At 67.4% G+C, this 20,220-nt stretch carries 16 protein-coding genes and 2 pseudogenes; 9 read left to right on the top strand and 9 right to left on the bottom strand.

Going from position 1 to position 20,220, the window contains the following annotated elements; genetic code table 11:
• Positions 1-311: 311 nt before the first annotated feature.
• Together ACZ45Z_RS18980 and ACZ45Z_RS18985 are read right to left on the bottom strand one after the other, a co-directional pair.
• Complete coding sequence (locus ACZ45Z_RS18980) at positions 312-1,019, bottom strand: DUF4328 domain-containing protein (protein ID WP_468363366.1); 708 nt, start codon at positions 1,017-1,019, stop codon at positions 312-314.
• Between the two features lie 136 nt (positions 1,020-1,155).
• Complete coding sequence (locus ACZ45Z_RS18985) at positions 1,156-2,673, bottom strand: transferase (protein ID WP_468363368.1); 1,518 nt, start codon at positions 2,671-2,673, stop codon at positions 1,156-1,158.
• A gap of 408 nt (positions 2,674-3,081) precedes the next feature.
• Between ACZ45Z_RS18985 and ACZ45Z_RS18990 the strand changes: the two genes are divergently transcribed.
• On the top strand, positions 3,082-4,161 hold the full coding sequence (locus tag ACZ45Z_RS18990; RefSeq protein ID WP_468363371.1) for a MerR family transcriptional regulator: 1,080 nt from the start codon (positions 3,082-3,084) through the stop codon (positions 4,159-4,161).
• A gap of 485 nt (positions 4,162-4,646) precedes the next feature.
• The gene (locus ACZ45Z_RS18995; RefSeq protein WP_468363373.1) at positions 4,647-5,735 is read left to right on the top strand and encodes an endonuclease/exonuclease/phosphatase family protein; all 1,089 of its coding nucleotides are present in this window, start codon (positions 4,647-4,649) and stop codon (positions 5,733-5,735) included.
• Positions 5,736-5,846: 111 nt separating this feature from the next.
• Here ACZ45Z_RS18995 and ACZ45Z_RS19000 read toward each other — a convergent pair.
• Positions 5,847-5,949 (bottom strand): annotated as a pseudogene (locus tag ACZ45Z_RS19000) (IS5/IS1182 family transposase); the annotation flags it as partial.
• Positions 5,950-6,199: 250 nt separating this feature from the next.
• Complete coding sequence (locus ACZ45Z_RS19005; RefSeq protein WP_468363528.1) at positions 6,200-6,424, bottom strand: hypothetical protein; 225 nt, start codon at positions 6,422-6,424, stop codon at positions 6,200-6,202.
• Between ACZ45Z_RS19005 and ACZ45Z_RS19010 the strand changes: the two are divergent.
• Together ACZ45Z_RS19010 and ACZ45Z_RS19015 are read left to right on the top strand one after the other, a co-directional pair.
• Positions 6,359-6,680 (top strand): annotated as a pseudogene (locus ACZ45Z_RS19010) (hypothetical protein); the annotation flags it as partial. The gene ACZ45Z_RS19005 and the pseudogene ACZ45Z_RS19010 overlap by 66 nt on opposite strands.
• 311 nt (positions 6,681-6,991) lie before the next feature.
• A complete protein-coding gene (locus tag ACZ45Z_RS19015) occupies positions 6,992-7,312 on the top strand; it encodes a hypothetical protein (RefSeq protein ID WP_468363375.1) in 321 nt (106 codons plus the stop codon).
• A 152-nt stretch (positions 7,313-7,464) separates the two neighbouring features.
• Here the strand turns inward: ACZ45Z_RS19015 and ACZ45Z_RS19020 are convergent, their stop codons facing one another.
• Positions 7,465-8,187 (bottom strand): TetR/AcrR family transcriptional regulator, encoded by a 723-nt coding sequence (locus tag ACZ45Z_RS19020; protein WP_468363378.1) that lies wholly within the window; start codon positions 8,185-8,187, stop codon positions 7,465-7,467.
• Positions 8,188-8,321: 134 nt separating this feature from the next.
• Between ACZ45Z_RS19020 and ACZ45Z_RS19025 the strand changes: the two genes are divergently transcribed.
• Both ACZ45Z_RS19025 and ACZ45Z_RS19030 read left to right on the top strand, forming a co-directional pair.
• Complete coding sequence (locus ACZ45Z_RS19025) at positions 8,322-9,023, top strand: NAD(P)-dependent oxidoreductase (protein WP_468363380.1); 702 nt, start codon at positions 8,322-8,324, stop codon at positions 9,021-9,023.
• 364 nt (positions 9,024-9,387) lie between these two features.
• Entirely contained in the window at positions 9,388-10,218 is an 831-nt protein-coding gene (locus tag ACZ45Z_RS19030) for a DUF2182 domain-containing protein (RefSeq protein ID WP_468363383.1), read from the top strand.
• A 162-nt stretch (positions 10,219-10,380) separates the two neighbouring features.
• On the opposite strand, the gene ACZ45Z_RS19035 is transcribed toward ACZ45Z_RS19030, so the two are convergent.
• The gene (locus ACZ45Z_RS19035; protein WP_468363386.1) at positions 10,381-11,001 is read right to left on the bottom strand and encodes a DUF1326 domain-containing protein; all 621 of its coding nucleotides are present in this window, start codon (positions 10,999-11,001) and stop codon (positions 10,381-10,383) included.
• A gap of 964 nt (positions 11,002-11,965) precedes the next feature.
• Here ACZ45Z_RS19035 and ACZ45Z_RS19040 point away from each other — a divergent pair.
• A complete protein-coding gene (locus ACZ45Z_RS19040; protein ID WP_468363389.1) occupies positions 11,966-12,652 on the top strand; it encodes a hypothetical protein in 687 nt (228 codons plus the stop codon).
• 39 nt (positions 12,653-12,691) lie between these two features.
• On the opposite strand, the gene ACZ45Z_RS19045 is transcribed toward ACZ45Z_RS19040, so the two are convergent.
• Positions 12,692-13,588 carry a hypothetical protein gene (locus tag ACZ45Z_RS19045; protein ID WP_468363392.1) on the bottom strand — a complete coding sequence of 299 codons (897 nt, stop codon included), beginning with the start codon at positions 13,586-13,588 and terminating at the stop codon, positions 12,692-12,694.
• Positions 13,589-14,184: 596 nt separating this feature from the next.
• Positions 14,185-14,880, bottom strand: a complete 696-nt coding sequence (locus ACZ45Z_RS19050) for an ester cyclase (RefSeq protein WP_468363394.1) — start codon at positions 14,878-14,880, stop codon at positions 14,185-14,187.
• Between the two features lie 1,284 nt (positions 14,881-16,164).
• Between ACZ45Z_RS19050 and katG the strand changes: the two genes are divergently transcribed.
• Positions 16,165-18,354 carry a catalase/peroxidase HPI gene (gene katG, locus ACZ45Z_RS19055; RefSeq protein WP_468363513.1) on the top strand — a complete coding sequence of 730 codons (2,190 nt, stop codon included), beginning with the start codon at positions 16,165-16,167 and terminating at the stop codon, positions 18,352-18,354.
• A gap of 191 nt (positions 18,355-18,545) precedes the next feature.
• Here the strand turns inward: katG and ACZ45Z_RS19060 are convergent, their stop codons facing one another.
• On the bottom strand, positions 18,546-19,577 hold the full coding sequence (locus tag ACZ45Z_RS19060) for a hypothetical protein (protein ID WP_468363397.1): 1,032 nt from the start codon (positions 19,575-19,577) through the stop codon (positions 18,546-18,548).
• Between the two features lie 294 nt (positions 19,578-19,871).
• Here ACZ45Z_RS19060 and ACZ45Z_RS19065 point away from each other — a divergent pair, with 294 nt between their 5' ends.
• On the top strand, positions 19,872-20,099 hold the full coding sequence (locus ACZ45Z_RS19065) for a hypothetical protein (protein ID WP_468363400.1): 228 nt from the start codon (positions 19,872-19,874) through the stop codon (positions 20,097-20,099).
• The last annotated feature ends 121 nt before the right edge of the window (positions 20,100-20,220 follow it).

A 20,220-nucleotide genomic window follows, 5' to 3' on the forward strand; every position in this document is an offset into this window, starting at 1 on the left:
GCTGGCGAGTTCGTCATCGTGCGCTTGCGTCGGCTGCTGAACTCCGCGAAGTTCGCTGTGATCGGGCAATTGAGGAGTGGCAGCCGCCTCGCCGACTCCCGTGCGGAGTGGGGGCGCGCCGGGCGAAGGTCGCGACTGGCGGCGTCACCTGGCGCTCACTCACATCGAGCAGTGGGTGCCCGCCCTCTTCGCGACGCCTCCACCCACGCGCGACTCCAAGGCCCGGAGGGGCGTACGCACCGGCCAGCGACGACCACGACGGCCACGGTGCGCCTGCGCCGCCGCGTTTCAGCGCCCCATTCGCTATTCCCTCACACCGCGTTCTGGGCATGCCCGTGGGTCTGCCACGCGGTGATTCGCCTGACAAGGAGGATGAGCAGCGTTCCGGCCGTCAGGTAGAGCACCGTGAGCAGGGTGGACACATTCGCGTTGGACAGGACGTCCTGCTCGCTGGCGAACTCCGAGGCCATGCGCCATTGGATCGGCTTTACGACGACGGTGGCGATCGCGAACAGCGCCCACCAGGCGTTGACCAGGGTGACGGGGACGGCCCGTCGGGGTGCGCTGGCCCGCCAGATGTCCGACACGACCTGGTACGGAACCCACATGTTGACCACTGGGGCGATCCAGCCGCCCACCACCCAGCCCCGGGATCGACGGTGCGCGGCGGCACCGCTCATCAGCTCGGCGTTGATCCGAGCCCGCCACAGCCAGACGAGGAACGCCACGCCGGCCGCGATCCACACCAGGAACGACGGCCAAGACCCCAGCACCGCGAAGGCATCGGTGTCGGCGGCCTCAAGGTCCGCGGTCGTCGCCCTCCCGGCCAGATAGTCCTTGACGACGACGTAGAGGCGCCAGTTGCCCACCGAGACCAATACCTCACGCACCAGCGCCAACGAGATCAGTACCGTCACAGCGGTGGCCACTCCGGTCACCGCCCTGTGCTGCTCCCCACCGGCCGGGCTCGCGCCCGTGGGACTGCCCTGCTGTGGCATCCCCTGCTGCGAATCATCCATGGTTCTCCCCCGAAGACCGTTCGACCCGCTTCTCATCGCTTTCGCGCGTTACTTGGGTCGGGATGTTATTGGGCCCTGCCCCGTTGTGTCCCCTGTTTCTCGGGACATCATGCGGAACCGTCACGACGGAATGGCACTACCGGGAGCCGAACAGTTGCAGCGCCCGGAACACGAGCCAGGACAGCAGGCCAAGGGCCGTGACCAGAGTGAAGCCTTTCCACAACGACGCTTGCACGGCCAGGGTGGCTCTCCAGGCCATCGTCCGTTTACGGACCCCCACGGACGCCAGGGCGACCGTCATGGCGCGGGCCAGGTGGTGCGTGGGCGTGAACATCATCATCGACGCCAGGGCTGCCTTCATGGCGCGCACCCCGCGGCGCACGAGGGCGCCCCGCGGGGTCCTGGCACGAGGCACGGGCCCCACCCGGTGCACATGGGGCGTCCAATCGGGGGCGAAGGTGATGACGGCGGAGACCCAGGTATCGTCCCCGGCCACCTCGTTCAGCCGGGACGGGGTCGGCAGGTGTTCGTCCAACCGTTCTGCCACCTCCGGCAGCCCGCCCGGCGCCAGCAGGACGAGCTTCCGCGCGGGCTGGGTGGCGCGGGCCTGCTGGACCTCCCACCACAGCCCCTCACCCAAACCCAGGCGCAACACGATGAGTTGGGACAACTCCATCAGCCGCAGCACCGTGGACTGCCAGTCGTCGAGCGGCAGGTAGAACCGCGCCGCCCCCAACTGCGGCAGCGGCTCACCGGGCCTGCCCACCGTGATCACGGGCCCCACGGCGCCCAAGGCCCCGGTGAGCTGCTCCTCCCGCGAGTGGATACTGACGTACGCCGCCGAGTCGTCGACCTGGGACGCGGTGTCGTCATCGGCGAAGCTGCGCAGGTAGAGCACGGGTTCGCGGCCGTCGGCCAGCAGGGCCTGGGCCGCGCCGCGCGCCGAGCGCGGGCGGGTCTGGCGCAGGATCAGGACCCCGGCCCCCAGCGCGGCCAGGCCGCCGACCAGCAACAGCATGAACGTCATCGGTGGCATCTTGTTGCCCTGCCGCTGCGCCGTGCTGGCGGCGAAGAAGCCCCCCGCGAACAGTCCGTAGCCGACACCGCTGGCCACCAGGAACACCGGCCGCCGCCACCACGGTCGACGCGGGACGAACTGGCTGACCACGCCGACGATCTCCGCGGCGCCAGCCCGGCGACGACGCCGCAGCCACAGCGCCGGCACGAGCAGCGCCACGGCCGGCGCCGCCCAGTACAGCGCGGTCGCGCTCGACGAGCCGAGCTTCCGGTCGAGGCTCGCCCGATCCTGCTCGACCTCGGCCGCCAGCCCGGCGACACGCTCGCGGACAAGGGAGAACCGGCCCTCCTCTGCGTCGCGGGTAACGGAGGAGACCACGGACCGGCTTCTTCCCGAGGGGGCGTTCTCCTCGAACCACCCTTCGTCCTCACGGATTTCAGCGCGCGCGGACACGTCCTCGTCGGCGTAGCGGTCCAGCGCGGCGGTGAAGGCGGCCGCCCGCGCCGGGGCGTCGCGGAAGCGGTCGCAGGCCCGTAGGTCCATGCCCGCGGTGATCGCCAAGTGCAGCGCGACGTAAGCCGTGACGATCGCGGCCGCCGTGATCAGCCGGGCCAACGCCCGTAAGCCCGAGGACACTTCAGCCCACTCCCCTCACCTCGGTCCAGCACCGCCGTCCGGCGCGCAGACCGCGTCCGTCTTACCACCTCGGCGCAACCGGCCGTGGCTGGTTCAGGCAACCCGCGGCCCCGCCCTCATGGGCGACAGACTTCCCACCTCGCGGTCTTTGCTCCTCCGGGAGGGGCCGGGCTGCTTCTGCGGGACGCGCCGGACGGCGTCATGGCTGATGCCCAGGCGGCGGGCTGCTTGCGCCGTCGTCAGGCATTCGCCCCTGATGAACCGGTGCAGGAGGTCGAGGTCGAGGTCGAGTTGCCCGGGTGAGACCTGCGGGACGCGGCGCAGGAGGACACGTGTTGACCTTCACCATGGGGGAAGCCACAGCATCGGTGGGGCCGGGCGACGTGCTCGGCATGAGGAGGAGCCAGTATGGGGTTGCTGACCATCGGGGCGTTCGCGAAGGCGTCCCGGCTTTCGCCGAAGGCGCTGCGTCTCTACGACCGGCTCGGACTGCTGCCCCCCGCTCGCGTCGATCCGGTGACCGGGTACCGGCTCTATGCCCTGGAACAGTTGGAGCAGGCCCGACTGGTCGCCTGGCTCCGCCGCCTGGGCATGCCGTTGGCCCGCATCCAGCACGTCTGCACGCTGGATGCGGGTACGGCGGCCCAGGAGGTCCGCGCGTTCTGGGCCCAGGCCGAGGCCGACACCGCCGCGCGGCGGGACCTGGCCACCTTCCTCATCAGCCACCTGTCCTGGAAGGACCCCGCCATGTCCCCCACCACCAAGACCCTGGGCATCCGTTACGCTGCGCTGACCGACGCCGGCCTGGTCCGCGAGAGCAACCAGGACACCGCTTACGCCGGTTCCCGCCTCCTCGCCGTCGCCGACGGCTTCGGCCACGCGGGAGCCCCCGCAAGCGCCGCCGCCATCGACACGCTCAAGCGCCTGGAAACCGAAGGCATCCCTGCGGGCAGTCTCCTCAGCGTCCTCGAAGAGGCCATCGAGCAGGCCGCACAGGCCGTGCACGGTACCGCCACGATGGACCCCTCCTCGGAAGAGGCCGGCACGACGCTCACCGCGATGTTCTGGACCGGGTCACAGCTTGCCCTCGTCCATATTGGTGACTCCCGTGCCTATCTCCTGCGCGACGGTGAGTTCTTCCAGATCACCCAGGACCACACCGTGGTGCAGTCCATGCTCGACGAAGGACGCATCAGCCCGGAAGAAGCCTCCTCCCACCCTCAGCGGTCGCTGCTGATACGGGCCCTCGCGCAGGGAGCCGACGCCACCCCCGACATGCGTCTTCACGACGCCCAGCCCGGAGACCGCTACTTGCTCTGCTCCGATGGCTTGTCCACAGTCGTCCCGGCCGAACAAGTACAGCAGGTCCTCACGGCGATCAGCGATCCCGAGCAGGCCGTGAGGAAGCTCATCGAGCTGGCCAACCACTTGGGCGGTCCCGACAACATCAGCTGTGTGGTCGCCGACGTGCTGGGGCTCCAGCCGTAGGAGCGCGCGGCATGCACTTCACCATGCACCAGCTCCGCTCACAAGAACTGATTCGCACAGCGAACGAATACCGCCTCGCGCGCGAAGCACAAAAACGCGGAGCGACTTCCTCGACCGCCACAACCAGCACGCCAGGACCGGCCCGCCCGCGACTGCGGGCCTGGCGCCGGGCCTGAACGGGGATGCTGCCTGAGGTTGAGCGGGACACCGAGCGCCTGTTCGTCGCTCAACCCCACGGCGCGCGGTGACGCTCGCCCCCGTCGACTCCGACGAGTCATACATGCTCACCTTGGCGATGGACAGCGAGGAGCGCTCGGCCCCCGCCACCCTCGCCTTCGGTGATCACCGCCCGTCGGGTCGGCGGACCACCGTTGCGAGGGCCCGCTCCGCGGCTGACGTCCCAGGGTTGCTCCCCCCGGGAGCGGCCCTGCTCCGTTCGACAGACATGGCACGCCGCCGGAGAATTGGATGTGTAAGGAGGGGCCATGAGCATCCGCATAGCCACTTTCAACTGCGAAAACCTCTTCCGGAGGCCCCTCGTCTTCGGTAGCGGGAAGGACCCTGTACGCGACACCGTGCTCGAGGACTTCAGGAAGCTTGTCGAATTCCTCGATCACGACACGTATACGGCCAACGACAAGACAAAGATCATTGAGCTTCTCAAGAAGCACAGCGCCGATGTCTCCCACGAAATCTCCACCCAGACCGTCCTGGTGAACGAGCCTCGCGGACACGCCCGGCTGCTCAAGGGCGAGGGCAGGAACATCGAGGTCAGGGCCGAGGTCACGGGACGGTCCGCCTGGGTCGGCTGGGTCGAACTGGTCAAGGACGACCTCAGTTGGGACGCCGTCAAGAACACCGCCAGGGTGATCGCCGAGGTGAACGCCGACATACTGCTGACGGTTGAAGTCGAGGACCGGCTCACCTTGCACCGCTTCAACAAACAGGTGCTGGCGGGCCAGTTCGAAGCGGAACCGTATCCGTTCAACATGCTGATCGACGGCAACGACATTCGCGGCATCGACGTGGGGCTGTTCAGCCGACGCCCGATCACCTCCGTACGTTCGCACATCTTCGACAAGAAGGATTCTCGGGACATCTTCAGCCGGGACTGCCCGGAATTCGAGATCGACATCGATGGCGAACCGCTCTGGCTCCTCGGGAACCACTTCAAGAGCAAGCTCGGCGGAGGCGGCGACAAGCGCAAGCTCCAGGCCGAGCGCGTCGCCCAGCTCTACCAGGCCGCGCTCAAGCGCTCGGCCCATGTCGTAGTCGCCGGGGACCTCAACGACACCCCGGGCAGCCCGCCGCTCACGTTCCTCGAGGCCACCAGCATGAAGGACGCGATGACCCACGACAGTTACGAGGGACCGCTCGGCACGCATGGGAAGTGCACGGACCCCGACGACAAGATCGACTACCTGATGTTCTCGCCGGAGCTGTTCGCCAAGGTGGACAAGGTCGAGGTGGAGCGGCGTGGGATCTTCGAGTTCGGCACCCCGTTCGACACCGTGACCGGACCCGGCGACCAGGCTTCCGACCACGCTGCCATCGTCGCCGAACTCGACCTGTAAAGGCAGCCCGGCGGCACGGCGGGGCCTCGGGCGAGTTCGCCGTGCAGCGCCCGCCAGGCGGGCGAGTTGCAGCTCTGGCATCAGCCAGGCGGGCGAGTTGCCGCTCTGGCATCAACGGTGCCACAGCCGGATGGCGGCGAAGGTGACCGTGCCATGGAAGACGAACGCACGCTCTCTTGTCGTACCTCGTCGCTACGGCCCGGGAGCACTTGAGGGCATGGTTGGGTCGGTCGCGTGATCACCTCGCCGTCACCATCACCATCCGTTCGTCCCACCCCGGCGAATCGGCCATGCTCCGCGCGCCGTCAGTTCGGCGGTGTTCTGCGGCCTCAGCGTCAGCGGCGCCGGGGCCGGTCACTCGCCGGCGCGCAGGGGTGGCTGAAGCGCGCAGGGGTGGCTGAAGGGGGAACGTGGCGTGCAGGAAGAAGCCACCGTCCCCTCCGGTCCCGTGTTCAGGGTGCCGTTCAGCAGATGGCGCGTTCTCGCAGGCCGATCAGGCCGTGGCCGCTGGGGGCGAAGTCCAACGGGGACGCGGTCGGCGGGCCGTTGCGGGCTTCGACATGCAGGTAGCCGCCCTCCTCATGGAGACGGATCCTGCGCGGCGGCCGTGGGACGGCCGCGCGGACGGTGCCCTGGTTCCCACCCGCGACCGCGACTACGACTACGACTACGACTACGACTACGACCACACGATCGCTGAGCAGTCGAAAATCTACCGCCATTCCACCGTCCGTCCGGGGTTCATCGACGCCGACGTCCAGTTGGTTGTCGTAGCCGGCCGGCCCCTGCTGCGCAACCGTCACGACCCCTGCGGCTGGGAGGCATCGGGGCACGGAAGCCGCTGTCGGCAAGAGGATGACGATCGCCGACGGCGGCCATCAGGGCACCGGCCTGCTCATCCCGCTCCGCCCGCGCGAACGGCCAGGCCGAACGGCTGCCCCAGATGGACCACCCCACCGTCGCCGGGTAGGCAGACCGCCCGCTGAACAGGCAGCCGCCTCTCCACCCGCACGAAGATCTCTTATGGGACAACCCTTCGGTGCACCGGACCGTGGAGACGACGAAGGCTTGCGGATCCGAGAGGTGCAGTCCTTCGATGTGGGCGGGCCGGCGTCTGCGCAGCTCAGCTATGCGGGTGGTCATGCCATTGCAGGAACGATCATGCTCCGCGTGAAGCCGTTCGCAGCCGCCTTCGTGTGCAACGTTGGCGCCCGAGTCCGCCGGAAAGGCCGGCGGACTGAAGAACGGAGCAAGCCATGAGCAACCAATTGCCACCCGGCGTAGTCCAGATCACCCCTGACGGCGCGCCGTGTCCGCCCAAGACCCTGGGCCTGTACCTGCACTACGACTGCCAGGGCACGGGGTACGGGATCGGGGCCGGCTACGACGTGGACCTCAGCCAGTTGCCCCTTCCCAGCGGCGGCAGCATGTCCAAGAACGTCTCCTCATGGGTGAACCTGACGGACAGCGACGCGAAGCTGATCGGCAAGGGTGAGCGCGTGCTGAAGGCCGGCGAGAAGCTCGAGGAGCCGTCGGGCTACAACGACACGGTGGAACGAGTGGCCTGGGTGCAGTAAACCCGATCGACCCAGGTGCGGGGCGAGCGTGTGACTCGGCGCTCGCCTCGTACAGCTCGGCATCGGGATCACTTGGCGCGCCACTTGGGCAACAGCAGGTCGAGATGCCCACAGTCACGCGACTCGACTCGCGCGCCCCTCGGGCAGGGCCGTTACCCCTGCGCCGTGATACCCAAGGACCGGATGAGCTGGGCCAGTTCCTCGCTGAAGATCTTTGTCGGGCTGAGGGCCTGGGCCTGCAAGTGGCCGTAGATCTCAAGTGACACCAGGCCGTGCAGGTGGCTCCAGATACGCAGAGCGAGAGCCACAGCGGCCGGGGGCAGGTCAGGGAAGGCCGGGCGGACCTTGTCCAGGAGACCGGGGTCGAAGTCGGACCACTCGAAGTCGCTGTCCGCGTAACGGAGTTCCGCGTGCGGCCAGGCGACGGCCGCCAGCGCGGTGATGCCGGTGCAGACACGGTGGGCGGCGCCCGGGGCGGCGCCACCCTCGGGTGGCCGGTAGCCGGGCACAGGGTCACCGTAGATGAGGCGGAAGCCCTCGGGGTTGGCCAGCGCCCAGTTCCTGAAGGCACAGGCCCATGCCTGGATCCGAGCGGCCGGGTCCTGGGCGGGGGCGGCGTCCCAGGCGGCGTCCACCGTGTCGGCCAGCGAGGTGTAGACGTTGTTGATCAGCGTGGTGACCAAGTCGTCACGGGTGGCGAAGTAGCCATAGATCGCGTTGGCCGTCATGCCCATCTCGCGAGCGATGGCCCGCAGCGTGATCGCGTCGGGCCCACCCGAAGCCATCAACTCCAGCGCGACCTTCTTGATCTCGGCGGTCGTCTCGGCTCGCAACCGCTCCCGGCGCCCTTTGACGCTTCCCACAGTAGTTCCCACGAGCCCTCACTCTACAGCGTCCCAATACTGAGCGCCGTATCTTCACTGCACGCCGTATAGTCTCTGCGTGCCGCGAAGAAAAGGTGGCGGCATGGGCAACTGACGCCCGCACGAGCAAGCACCAGGGGAGAGCTATGCACATCGGAGTCATCGGGGCCACGGGCGGCATCGGCAGTCGCGTCGTCACCGAAGCACTCGGCCGAGGGCACCACGTCACCGCCTTCAGCCGCGACGCCACGCGGATCGACGAGGACCGGAAGAACGTCGTCTGGCGGAGCGTCGACGTCCTCGACGCCGACTCCATCGGCGTCGTCATACCCGGGCTCGACGTCCTGATCAGCGGGTTCCAGCCCGGAAACGCCGCCAAAGACATCGGCGACACGGTGGCCCGCTCGATCGCCGATCCCACGGTGTACGCCACCGCCGCGCGAGCACTCCTGAAGGCGCTGGCGAACCACCCCCGGACACGGCTCATCGTCATCGGCGGCGCCGGCAGTCTGGAGATCGAGCCCGGAATCGTACGAGCCGACTCCGACGAGCTGTTGCACGAGACCCTCGACGCGATCGGCCTGCCGAGGGAGTACGCCGCCGCGGTGCGCGGCCACCGCGACGCCCTGGACATCCTGCGCACCTCCAACCGGCTGTGGACCTACTTCAGCCCCGCGGAGGACATCGCGCCCGGCGAGCGTACGGGCCGGTTCCGGATCGGTGGCGATCAGCCGGTCCTGGACGCGGACGGGCGCAGCCGCATCTCGATGGAAGACGCCGCCGTCGCCCTCGTCGACGAGGCGGAACTGCCCCGCTTCGTCCAGCGCCGCTTCACCATCGGTTACTGAACTGACGGGCGGACCAACGCCGCGGCTGTCGAGCCCCTGGCAGCACTGCGCGGCCAGAACTTGTCGGAGAGCCGGACGAGGGCGCTGTGCTTCCGCGCGGGCCGGGTGGCTGCCGCCGGCCGGCCGGGCCCACCTTCGACGGGGCGAGGGCTCGGTCGGAACCTTCACAAGGGGCACTGTTCTGGCCGTCGGGGGCCGGGCTCGGACAACTTTGGGGAGAGCCTCCCCCGGTGTTGTGCCATCCGTTTCTGTGATCTGCTGGAGATGTCCGCAGGTTGTTCGTCGCTCTCCGTGGCGCGCCGCCGTCGACACGACTCGGGGCTCCGGGCGGTCGCGGGCAGCGCGCGTTGTTGGGAGAAGTGCCATGCCGCGCCTCCGCCTCGCCGCACCGGTCCCGACCCGGCCGGGAGTGCTCCTGCCGACGCGTGACCTGGCGGTTGCCTGGATCCTGATGGTGCTGCTGGCCGCTGTCGCATGGCTGCTCACCGTCGGCCAGTCCCGCCACATGGGGATGGAGCCCGGCACCATGGGACTGGCACTCCCGCTCTTCCTGCTGCTGTGGGTCGTCATGATGCTGGCGATGATGCTGCCGTCAGTGGCACCTGTGGCCATCACCTGGGTGCAGGCGATCCGCCGCCAGTCCGCAGGCCGGGTCCGGACAGCCCGGATCACTGAGTTCGTCAGCGGCTACCTGCTCGCCTGGACCGCATTCGGGCTGCTCGCGTACGGCCTCCTCGCGGCGACCGGACACCTGGTGGACAGCAATCCCGGTGCGGGGCGCTGGATCGGCGCCGGAGCGTTCCTGCTCGCGGGGCTGCATCAGTTCGGGCCACTGAAGCGGGTCTGCCTGCGGCACTGCCGCAACCCGATGTTCCAACTGCTGCGGTATTCGCGTTTCCGACCCTGGGCAAGGGATCTGCGGGTCGGCGCGCATCACGGGCTCTACTGCGTCGGCTGCTGCTGGGGCCTGATGATCGTCCTGATCCCGCTCGGCTTCATGAACGTGGCGGCGATGGCGGGCCTGGCCGCCGTCATCTTCCTCGAAAAGCTGTGGCGGGGAGGCCCCTGGCTCACCTGGGCCGTCGGCGTTGCCTTCCTGGTCCTGGCCGTGCTCGCCCCGTTCCAGGACTGGCTGCTTCCCGGCCTGGAGATGTCTGATCCGTCGATGGACCGGATGGGCGGCGGGCCGCTCTGAGCTGGGGCCGCTCGGCCCACCAAGCTGCCGACGAAAATCCCGATCGGCACGCATCGGGACAGTGACGGGCGCGAGAACACGGTCGGCAGCAGGTGCGGAGGCCCCCGCGCCGGAGGAGACACCCGTCCTCGTCCCGTGTCAACGGATCGCTGCCCTGTGCACCTACCGTCCTTTGGTCGCGCCCTCGGTCTCTTCGCTGGAGAAGGTGTAGTCGGACTTTTCGCCGTAGGCCGGCTGGAACGTCAAACCGAAGGCTGACGAACTGCCGGTGGTGTGGCCCAGCGTGAATTCCGGTGCGAACCCGAACATGGCGTTCTTCACCGTCGTGGGTCCTCCATCAGGCCCTCGAAGAGGCTCGAATTCGAGTTCAGTCTTCCCGCCGACACTGAGTCGGGTCTTCTCCCCGTCCGTCAGGGAGACACTCGCCCGCTCCAGGCCCAGGTACTCGCCGAAGAACTGCGAGAGTTCGCCGAATGCGCCGCCCTCCCGCCCCGACACGATGCGCTCGAGCGCATCGGCCTGCTGGTCGCTGGCCCCCTCGTCTATCACGAGGCCCACCTTCCAGTTACCTGCGGTCAGGTTGGAGGGGAAGTGGTTGTAGAGGGCGAAGGTCACCCCGGAAAGGTCCACCTCGTCCAAGTGCCCTTCGGCCACATGGAACGCGGTGCAGCCAAGGCATTCCTCACGTCCTTGCGGGTCGTGCGGCGTGGCGTCGACGGGACAGCCGCACACCATTGCGCATGAGCAACCACCCAGGTAGTTGCCGGAAATACTCCACGTCATGACTGCTCCTGATTGCTGCACGATGACCGTCATCCGCCAGTGCGGACGATGCCGGCGTCACGGGGAGCGCCCGGTCGGCGGAGGAGAAACACCACGTACTCCGGGGCGTGGCCCACCCTTTGCAGCGGCAGCGGAACACGTCGCCTCGCGGCCCCGGACCGGGATTCCCACCGGTGCGACTGATGCGGCTGGTGCGACAGGCGCTTCCCCGATCGACTCACTTTGCGGGCCTATGCGCTATGCCATGAGTCCGTTCTCATTCAAGGCTAGGCGTGCCCCTGGAGGGTGTACAGATCGGCCGCTCATCGCCGTAAGAGAGTTCTTCCGACGCTCGGCGGCCCGGGTACTCATGAACGAGGCCCTGCATGGCGGCGGCCGCCGGGAGGAGGGCGGGGTCGGCCGCTCGGGCAGGGTGCCGCAACGCAGGGCGAGGGCTGCGGCGACGGCGGCGACCGGGCAGGGGTGGCGACGGGCAGGGACCCGGCAACGACGTCGGGCGCCTGCGGGTGCCTGTACGGAGCGGCTGGGTTCGTGGCGCAGGGTGAGCCAGGTCCTGACGAGTCGGGCACGGCCGTCGGCCAGCCGGTAGGACAGCCCACCGCGGCCGCCTGTTCGTTCGGCGGTGACCTGATCGGCGAGTGCGCGGGAGCGGTCCAAGAGAGGAAGGCGACGGTGTGCCGTATGTGCTGGCGATGATGTCGTCGTCTCGGGCCCCCGGCGACGCGGGTCGGCCAGGACACTGCGCGTCACAGCTCGATGACATTGCGCACGTACCGCGTGGCACCGGCACCTTCGGATCCCGCTCATCGACCGGATCCCGCTCATCGACGTGCGTAAGAGATGCGGTCTGGATGAGAGCCGTCTGATCAGGTGAGCGGTCGGTGTGGCGATGGGGCATCACCGCACTTGTCCACGCCCCCGTGCCAGGCTCGAAAGCCTAGTCGATCTCACAGCGGAGGCCGCAGTGTCTGGTGCACCGGAAGCCGGCGAGCTTTCCCGACCACTCGCCGGGACCGCTCTGCGGACCTGCGTGCTTCTGGCCATTGTGACCGTGCTGGCCGGCTGCGGGGGCGGCGGCAGCGCCCCCAAGGGGGCGTCTTCGACGCGCCCGCCTGTAAAAGCGGGCACCGCCACCCTGTTCCCAGGTGACGAGGGCGCCCAGGGCAACGCCGCGCAAATCGACTTTCCGCGAGCGAACCCGGGAGAGTCGGCAAAGGTGGAAGTCACCGTCACCAACTCGTCGGACAAGCCGATGAAGGATGTGTCGGTTGGTGTGGGCGACGGTCCGGGGCTCGACGACGAGCCGCCCACGATCAGTGACAACCAATGCAAAGGCCAGCCACTTCCGCCGGGCAAGTCATGCCATTTCACGCTGACCATTCCCCCCGGTACCCCCGACAACTTCGAGCTCCAGGTCAAGACCGACCAGGGCGACGTAAGGGCGTCCGTGACCCGGGGCGCGTCCGGTGAACAGACGACAACCCCCGACAGGGGCCCTGAGACCACTGAGCCGGGTACGTCGACGACGCCCCTCCCACCGGACACGGAGAGAACAACCGACCCGACCACGGGCCCGACGGACACCGGCCCCATTCCGGCTCCGGACGCGACTCCCCCGAACGAAGAGGGTCCGTCGAGTATCCCGACCTGACCGACCGCGCCGGTTCGCGCCGCCTCTTTTCCAAGACCTCTATTCGCCGCGCCGCTTTCCCAAGACCTCTACCCGGGTGCTGTCGTCGTCGCGGAGAAGAAAGGTGATGTCTCCGTCGGCGAGGCGCTCCTTGGGCAGGAGGTAATAGCGAGTGCTCGACTTTGCCAGGATGTGGAATCCGCGGCACCTGTACCGGTAGGGCTGGCGGGCAGCGCCCCGGTCCTCGCAGCGAACGTTGGGGGACGAGGGAAACATCGGCTGGCGTGAGTGGACCAGGACACGCGTCATGCCGCTGAAGTCCCGCAGCACATCTTGGTGTGCCTCCGACGTGCCCGCTCCGTAGGCGTAACGCGCCATAGCGAAGAACACGATCAGCACTGTGCCGGAGATGAGCAGCCCTTCGGTGATGCCCCAGAAGCGGGTACCGCGGCGGTTGGGAGTCCGGTAGAGGTACATGGCGAACAGCAGCAGCAGTGCTCCCACGGCCACGAGGAAGGAGGGAAGGAGGACCCGCAGCCAGTTTCTGGGCAGAAGCGCCGCCATCATGCGCTGCCACCACACCGGTTCGAGGAAGACGGGAAAACTGAGCAGGAGCAAGCCGATGCCCAGCGCGGCGAGCACGCGGCTCACCAGGCGCCGCCGCGACGCTGCCCCGGGCTGGGAAAGCCGTCGTTCCAGCGACCGGAAGGCGAGGATGCTGACGATTCCCAGAATGAGTAGCACCCACAGCGGGAGAAAGATGGCCGCCGGGCTGCCGAGCAGGTAGTCCTGGGAGGAGAATTCCAGCTCGCTGACGCGGAGACCGAAGTACGAGTAGTACGCGCTGCGGTACGTGTAGCCGAAGTAGTAGAGCAGGGCGAATACGACCGATCCCGGTGTCACGATATAGGCGGCCTTCTCGAAGAAGGACTTCACCGCCGGCTCTTGTGCCATCACCAGTGGTCTCCCTGCTCTCTTCCGGCAGGCTGACAACGTAATGCCGTCGGCCAGCCCTCCGGAGGCTTCGACACGCGGGCACACGTCCACAGGGGACCGACCGGGTCTTGGGCTCTCAGAACAGGCGCAGCCTCTTCGCCGCGATACGGCGCGCGGCGTCCAAATTCCCCAGTTGCACCACGGGTCTTGGCCACGGCGCGCCGCACAGCCTGGTGGGGCGGTGGGCGGCCGCGGCCGTCTGCACGAGGGGCCGGGCGGTGCGGTCCCCGCTGGACTCCTCCAGCGGGGAAGGGAAGGCACCCGCCCTGTCCGGGGGCCGACCCCGCCCAGCGGCCGCCCGCCCGCCCGTGGGCACACCACGTTCGGGCGGCAAACGGACCGAAGGCGAGCCCGGCTACATCGCCCGCCAGGTTCTCCGACAGGACGAAAGGCGGCGACGTCCGCGGTCCGGAGACGGTCCGCGCCCGGGCCCCTGACGTCACGGCTGAACTGGCGCGGGAGCCTCCACAGCACTGACGCGGGCTACAACGAACAGCGCGGCCGGGGGACCTCCACAGGCGGCCGCGGGACCTCCACAGACAGACCGTTGATGTGGATCAGAGGTTGACCACACCGAGCTGCTGCAACAGGCCAAGGTTGTCGAAGTTCCACCAGCTCTCCGCGAGCTTGCCTCCCTCGCACCGGAAGGTCGCGTGGGCGGTTCCCGAGACCTCTCGGCCGGTGGCCTCCATGCCCTGGAACGTGCCCACGTGGCGCCCCTTGAAGAGCACCCTTGCGCACACCATGTCCCCCTCAGCCACCAGGCCCTCGATGGTCGCCACCGGTTCGAACGCCTCGAGGATCTCCCGGTTCTCGGCCTTGGCCTGCGCGAGCCCCAGGTCGTACGACGACAGGGACGGGTCGTGCTCCCGGTAGTCGTCGGTGCACATCGCGTCGACCGCGTCGATGTTCCTCGCGTTGATCACGTCCTCGAAGAAACTACGGACCACGATCTTGTTGAGCTGCTCGTCCCGCATGACGTCGAGGTCGGTAAAGGACGGCTCCCCGTCGCACAGGGCCACCATCTCCTGGAAGATCCGGTCGGTCTCCGGCAGGTGCGAGTTCTTCATCGCCTCCTCATACGAGGGGAACTCGACGAGTTCCACCACGTGAGTGGAGTCGGAGCGGTCCCGCCCCATGATCGAGTGGGTGGCTGTCCGCTTGCCCCGAGTCGCTTCGACCCAGGTGTCCATCAACCTGTTCAACTCATCGGCCCTGCTCGTCTTGCAGTCGATGACCTGCATGAATGTCATGACGTCTCCCGTCGATCGGAGAGCTCGAGACATCTTCAGGCTATGCCCGGTTCAGGATGCATGCCCTGTTGGCGGACGGGGAGCCGAATGAGCGGTACGTGCATCGGTCTGCTCACGGCGAGGCGAGGCGAGGGAGTCGGCCCTTGCGTATAGGCGGGCTGACAGCACCTGCCGCGTCGAGGATCACAACAACCACTCCCCCGGGTAGTGGGGAGCGGCCTCGGGTCCGCGGTCACGTCGGAAATCTGCGGTCGCCCGATAGCCAGGCGAACTGCCGTCCGCGGCGAAGGCCACCGGGCCGGCCCCGGCCGCGCCCGTGAGCAGCCAGGCGACGCTCAGCCGGAAGGATCGCCAGAGCGGGTGTTGGGGTGAGGAAGGCGGAGACGACGTATTAGTGACGGGACTCGAAAGGCGCTCGCCATCAGCCGCGCTGAGCAATACCGTCGTTGGGTGAGCCTCGCGTCTGAGGCTCACAAATCGACGCTATCGCCCCTGGGTAGCACGAAGTCATTCGAAGCGTTGACGACGATCTATTTCTGGCTTTGGGAAATCGAGCCAGGTCACCTGTCAGACGCTGATTCGTTGGCCTTCGAGCGGATCCCCCCAACAGAAGACTTCGTTGGGTGGGGAAAGTGGGGTGGGCCGGGCCCCCGAGGGGGCCTACAGCACCACTGCGCTGGGTCTCTTTGGTATACAAGCTCGCAGAGTTGGGGCCCGGTGGCGGCGACCTCTGCCTCAATTCGCCGGGAACACGTAATGAGCTTGCCTCGTGAGCGGCGATTTCCGAAGACGCGCAAACAGGAATCATGGTCACGGACTCAGGACTCAGGACTCACGACTCACGACTCCATTACCTGACAGGCCGGCATATAGTCGGCGCGGTGATCATTGATGATCAGAAACAGGTCGCCCTTTCCCGCATGCCTTAGAGGCCGGGCGAGTCGTCAACCATTGGGTCAGACCTCGGATCGCACAAACGACTTCGGTCTTTGAGTGCTTCTTGCGCGGCGATGCTCTGCGTGTTCTCGTAGCAATGCGGTCCACGGTGCGCGACCATACGGACGCCGACACAGGCTCGATCATCGGTGTCGTGCGTGAGGACAGGTGTCTCGCCGGCCGTCCAGCCCCGCAGTTGACGCCGCGGGTCTGGTGAGGCGTTTCCGGCCGGCGGGCTCCATGGCGCGCTGCGAGGCGCGGGTCGCGGTGCTCGACACCAGCAAGGCAACCAACGTCAAGAGCAAGCAGCCAGCAGAAGGAAACACCGAGACAGGAAGAAGGACGGACGTGTCCGGCAGCGAAAGCGAGAACCCAGCAATCCCCTCCCCGACTCCCAGGCCGACTCGGCCCAGGACGAACCGGGACTGGTGGCCGAATCAGCTGGACCTTCAGGTTCTCCACCAGCACTCGCCCCTGTCCAATCCGATGGGCGAGGACTTCAGCTACGCGGAAGAGTTCAAGACCCTCGACCTCGACGCGCTGAAACAGGAAGTCTTCGACGTGATGACGACGTCGCAGGACTGGTGGCCTGCCGACTACGGCCACTACGGGCCGCTCTTCATCCGGATGAGTTGGCACGCCGCGGGAACGTATCGCATCGCCGATGGCCGGGGCGGTGGCGGCAGCGGCGCTCAGCGCTTCGCCCCCCTCAACAGTTGGCCGGACAACGCGAGCCTCGACAAGGCGCGCCGTTTGCTCTGGCCGGTCAAGCAGAAGTACGGCCGGAAAATCTCCTGGGCCGATCTTCTGGTCTTCGCCGGCAACTGCGCCATGGAATCGATGGGTTTCAAGACCTTCGGGTTCGGCTTCGGACGAGAGGACATCTGGGAACCCGAGGAGATCTTCTGGGGTCCCGAGGACACGTGGCTCGGAGATGAGCGCTACAGCGGCGACAGGGAACTCGCCGGTCCTTTCGGTGCCGTGCAGATGGGACTGATCTACGTCAATCCGGAGGGACCCAACGGCAACCCGGATCCGATGGCTGCCGCCAGGGACATCCGCGAGACGTTCGGGCGTATGGCGATGAACGACGAGGAGACGGCTGCGCTCATCGTCGGCGGCCATACCTTCGGCAAGTGCCATGGTGCGGTCGACCCCGAGTACATCGGTCCGGAACCCGAGGCCTGCCCCATCGAGCAGCAAGGCATCGGCTGGAGGAACACGTACGGCAGCGGCAAGGGCTCCGACGCGCTCACCAGCGGGCTTGAGGGGGCATGGACCTCCGAGCCGACGAAGTGGGACAACGGGTACCTGGACAACCTGTTCAAGTACGACTGGGAGCTGACGACGAGCCCCGCCGGGGCGAAGCAGTGGACCCCCAAGGATCCGTCGGCCCAGGGCACTGTGCCTGATGCGCATGATCCGTCGAAGAGGCACGCTCCCATGATGCTGACGACGGACCTCGCGCTGAAGATGGATCCCATCTATGGGCCGATCGTGAAGCGCTTCCACGAGAACCCGGACGAGCTCGCGGACGCGTTCGCCAAGGCGTGGTACAAGCTGTTGCACCGCGACATGGGGCCCCTCTCGCGTTACCTCGGCCCGTGGATTCCCGAGCCGCAACTGTGGCAGGACCCCGTCCCCGAGGTCGATCACGAGCTGGTCGCGGACCAGGACATCGCTGCTCTCAAGGGCAAGATCCTCGAATCGGGACTGTCCATCTCCCAGCTCGTGGCCACCGCTTGGGCGTCGGCGGCAAGCTTCCGCGGCACCGACAAGCGTGGTGGGGCCAACGGGGCACGGATTCGGCTCGCGCCGCAAAAGGACTGGGAGGTCAATGACCTGCCCGAGGTTGCCGAGGTGTTGCGGACCCTCGAACGGATCCAGCAGGACTTCAACCTCTCGCAGTCCGGCGAAACGAAGGTTTCGCTCGCCGACCTGATCGTCCTGGGCGGGTGCGCGGCCGTCGAACGAGCCGCGAAGAACGCCGGGCACGACATCACGGTCCCGTTCTCGCCCGGGCGCACGGACGCCTCGCAGGAACAGACCGATGTGGAGTCGTTCGCCGTTCTCGAACCGAGCGCGGATGGGTTCCGCAACTACCTCCGGGCGGGAGAGAAGTTGTCGCCGGAGACGCTCCTGCTGGACCGCGCCAACCTGTTGACGCTGACCGCTCCGGAGATGACCGTTCTGATCGGCGGCCTGCGGGCCCTGAACACCGGCTTCAAGCGATCCCCACACGGCGTCTTCACCGACCGGTCCGAGACCTTGACCAACGACTTCTTCGTCAACCTGCTCGACATGGGCACGGAGTGGAAGGCGTCGGCCTCGGCTGAGAACGTGTTCGAAGGCCGGGATCGCGCGACGGGTGAGGTCAAGTGGACGGCCACCGCCGTCGACCTCATCTTCGGTTCGGACTCCCAGCTCCGTGCCGTCTCGGAGGTCTACGCGTCCGAGGACGGGGGGTCGAAGTTCGTGCGCGATTTCGTGGCCGCGTGGGACAAGGTGATGAACCTCGACCGGTTCGACCTCGCCTGAGCCCAATAGCCGGGTCGGCCACACGTCGGCCGGCCCGGCCATCCTTCGGACTCGGCCAAGGCGGTGGGTGAGGAGCTTGCCGCGCACAGTCAGCCGCCCGGTGCAGGCCGGGCCACGGCACTCCCGAGCGGCGGACCTCAACAGCGCATCCGGACGACCACGCCTTCGCCACCGGCCGTGCGGGACACGCATTAGGCGAGGAAGATGTCGATGGTCCCTTCGACCAGGTCGGCCATAGGACGCAGATTCGAGAGTGTCGGCGGGCCCAGGAGGTTTTGCCATACGACGATGAAGTCGCGGTCGTGGGCTGCTTCGTGCACGATCATGCCTTCGGACAGAACCTCGCCCGGGGCGAAGGGGGGAAGGGGCCCTAGGCCCAACTTCGCGTGTGTCGCGGAAAAGTTGAGTCCGGGCGGCCAGAGCTGCGGATTGTTGTTCTGGAACCACTCCGCCCCTCCAGCGAGCAAGTCAAGCATCGAGTTGCTGTCCTCAGGGCCGACCAGCGCTTCTTCGCTCATCAGCGCGTAGAGATTGGCCATCTGGTAGGTCGTGGTGGCCTGCGCGACCATGCCGTCGTTCTCCGAGAGGATCCGTACAGGCGGCCACTGCCCCTGAAAGTCCCCGGCGAGCCAGATTCCGGTTGAGTCCTGAAAGAATCCGCCGTTGGCGAGCACGCCGTTCAGATATCCGAAGCCCAGTCCATGAATGGTGGCGGCAGCGGCGGAGTTGGACCCGCCGATCATGCTCACGACGTTGTCCCAATAGCTCTCACTGAATTGCACCTCCAGCTTCCCGGTCGAGGGGTTGAAGGGACTGTCAAAGACCGTGTCATATTTGGGAAGAATGTGGAGGTCGGTTATCCCCGGCGCATTCGTTATTTCCGGTACGGCGCTCCTGATAGGCACAGTGAACTGATCCCGCAACGCGTTGAGGAATTCCTGCCTGGTCGTCAGGCCGTGCGAGACCGGAGTCACCGCCTTGCGTAGCTCGAAGACCGCGTACATGGCGGCTACCTTCAGCAGGCTGGCGGAGTAGTGCTCCTGGTGCTGGTTCCGCCCGGCCGTGGGGTATACGCCGCTGTGCCGGCTTACCAACGCGATGGTGATGGCCGCCCGGTCGACTATGTTCCGGCCGACCGTCGTCAGGTTGCCCAATGCGGTGTCGAATGCCTCCTGCAGCTCCGGGCTGTCTTCCAAGATGGCGGGATAGACGGTAGGAAACATGGCTCCGGCTCCTCAAGCTGCATGATCAGGCGCCGCCTGGGCGGAATGCCAGCCCGGCTGCGCGTGGAGCGACGCACGTGTGTTCCATGCTCCTCCGACATCTGGCCTTCCCCCTGCCGGGCTGGCCCGAATGGGTGAATCCAGCGCGGAACCTCCTGGTCAAGCGCGGAACCTCCTGGTCACCCGTACGCCCCGACGGGCTCGCCTTGCGTCGAACGCGCGACGGGTGGCGGCATCGCCTCTTCCCGATACACCTCCCGCCAGTTCTCCGAGGGCTCTACGCGTCGGCCTTGGGTGGGACACACGCTCCGGGGATTCACGTACTTCGCGATGCAGTACCTGCTCGCCGCCGACCGTGTGGTCTCGGCCCCGTCCTTCGCCGCGCGGGACGCCCACCCGCAGAGCGCCTGGGGGCTCTTCTGGTACGCCCTCTTCCTTCTCTGGGGCATCACACTCGGCACGGCTTCCTGGCAGCGCCTTCGTGCCCGCCGCCCGCGGTGCGAGAGTTGCGGCAGGGGATGAGGCGCCTGCTACCGGGTCGGCTATCGGCTTGGGCGGCGGTGGCTCCCTACAGCCGCATTTGCGAGCGGACCGTACGCCGTCCATACGAAGGCCTCCCGCACGGCTGCCGCCCGGTGAGGGC

This window comes from Streptomyces sp. NPDC031210 (genome assembly GCF_055570395.1).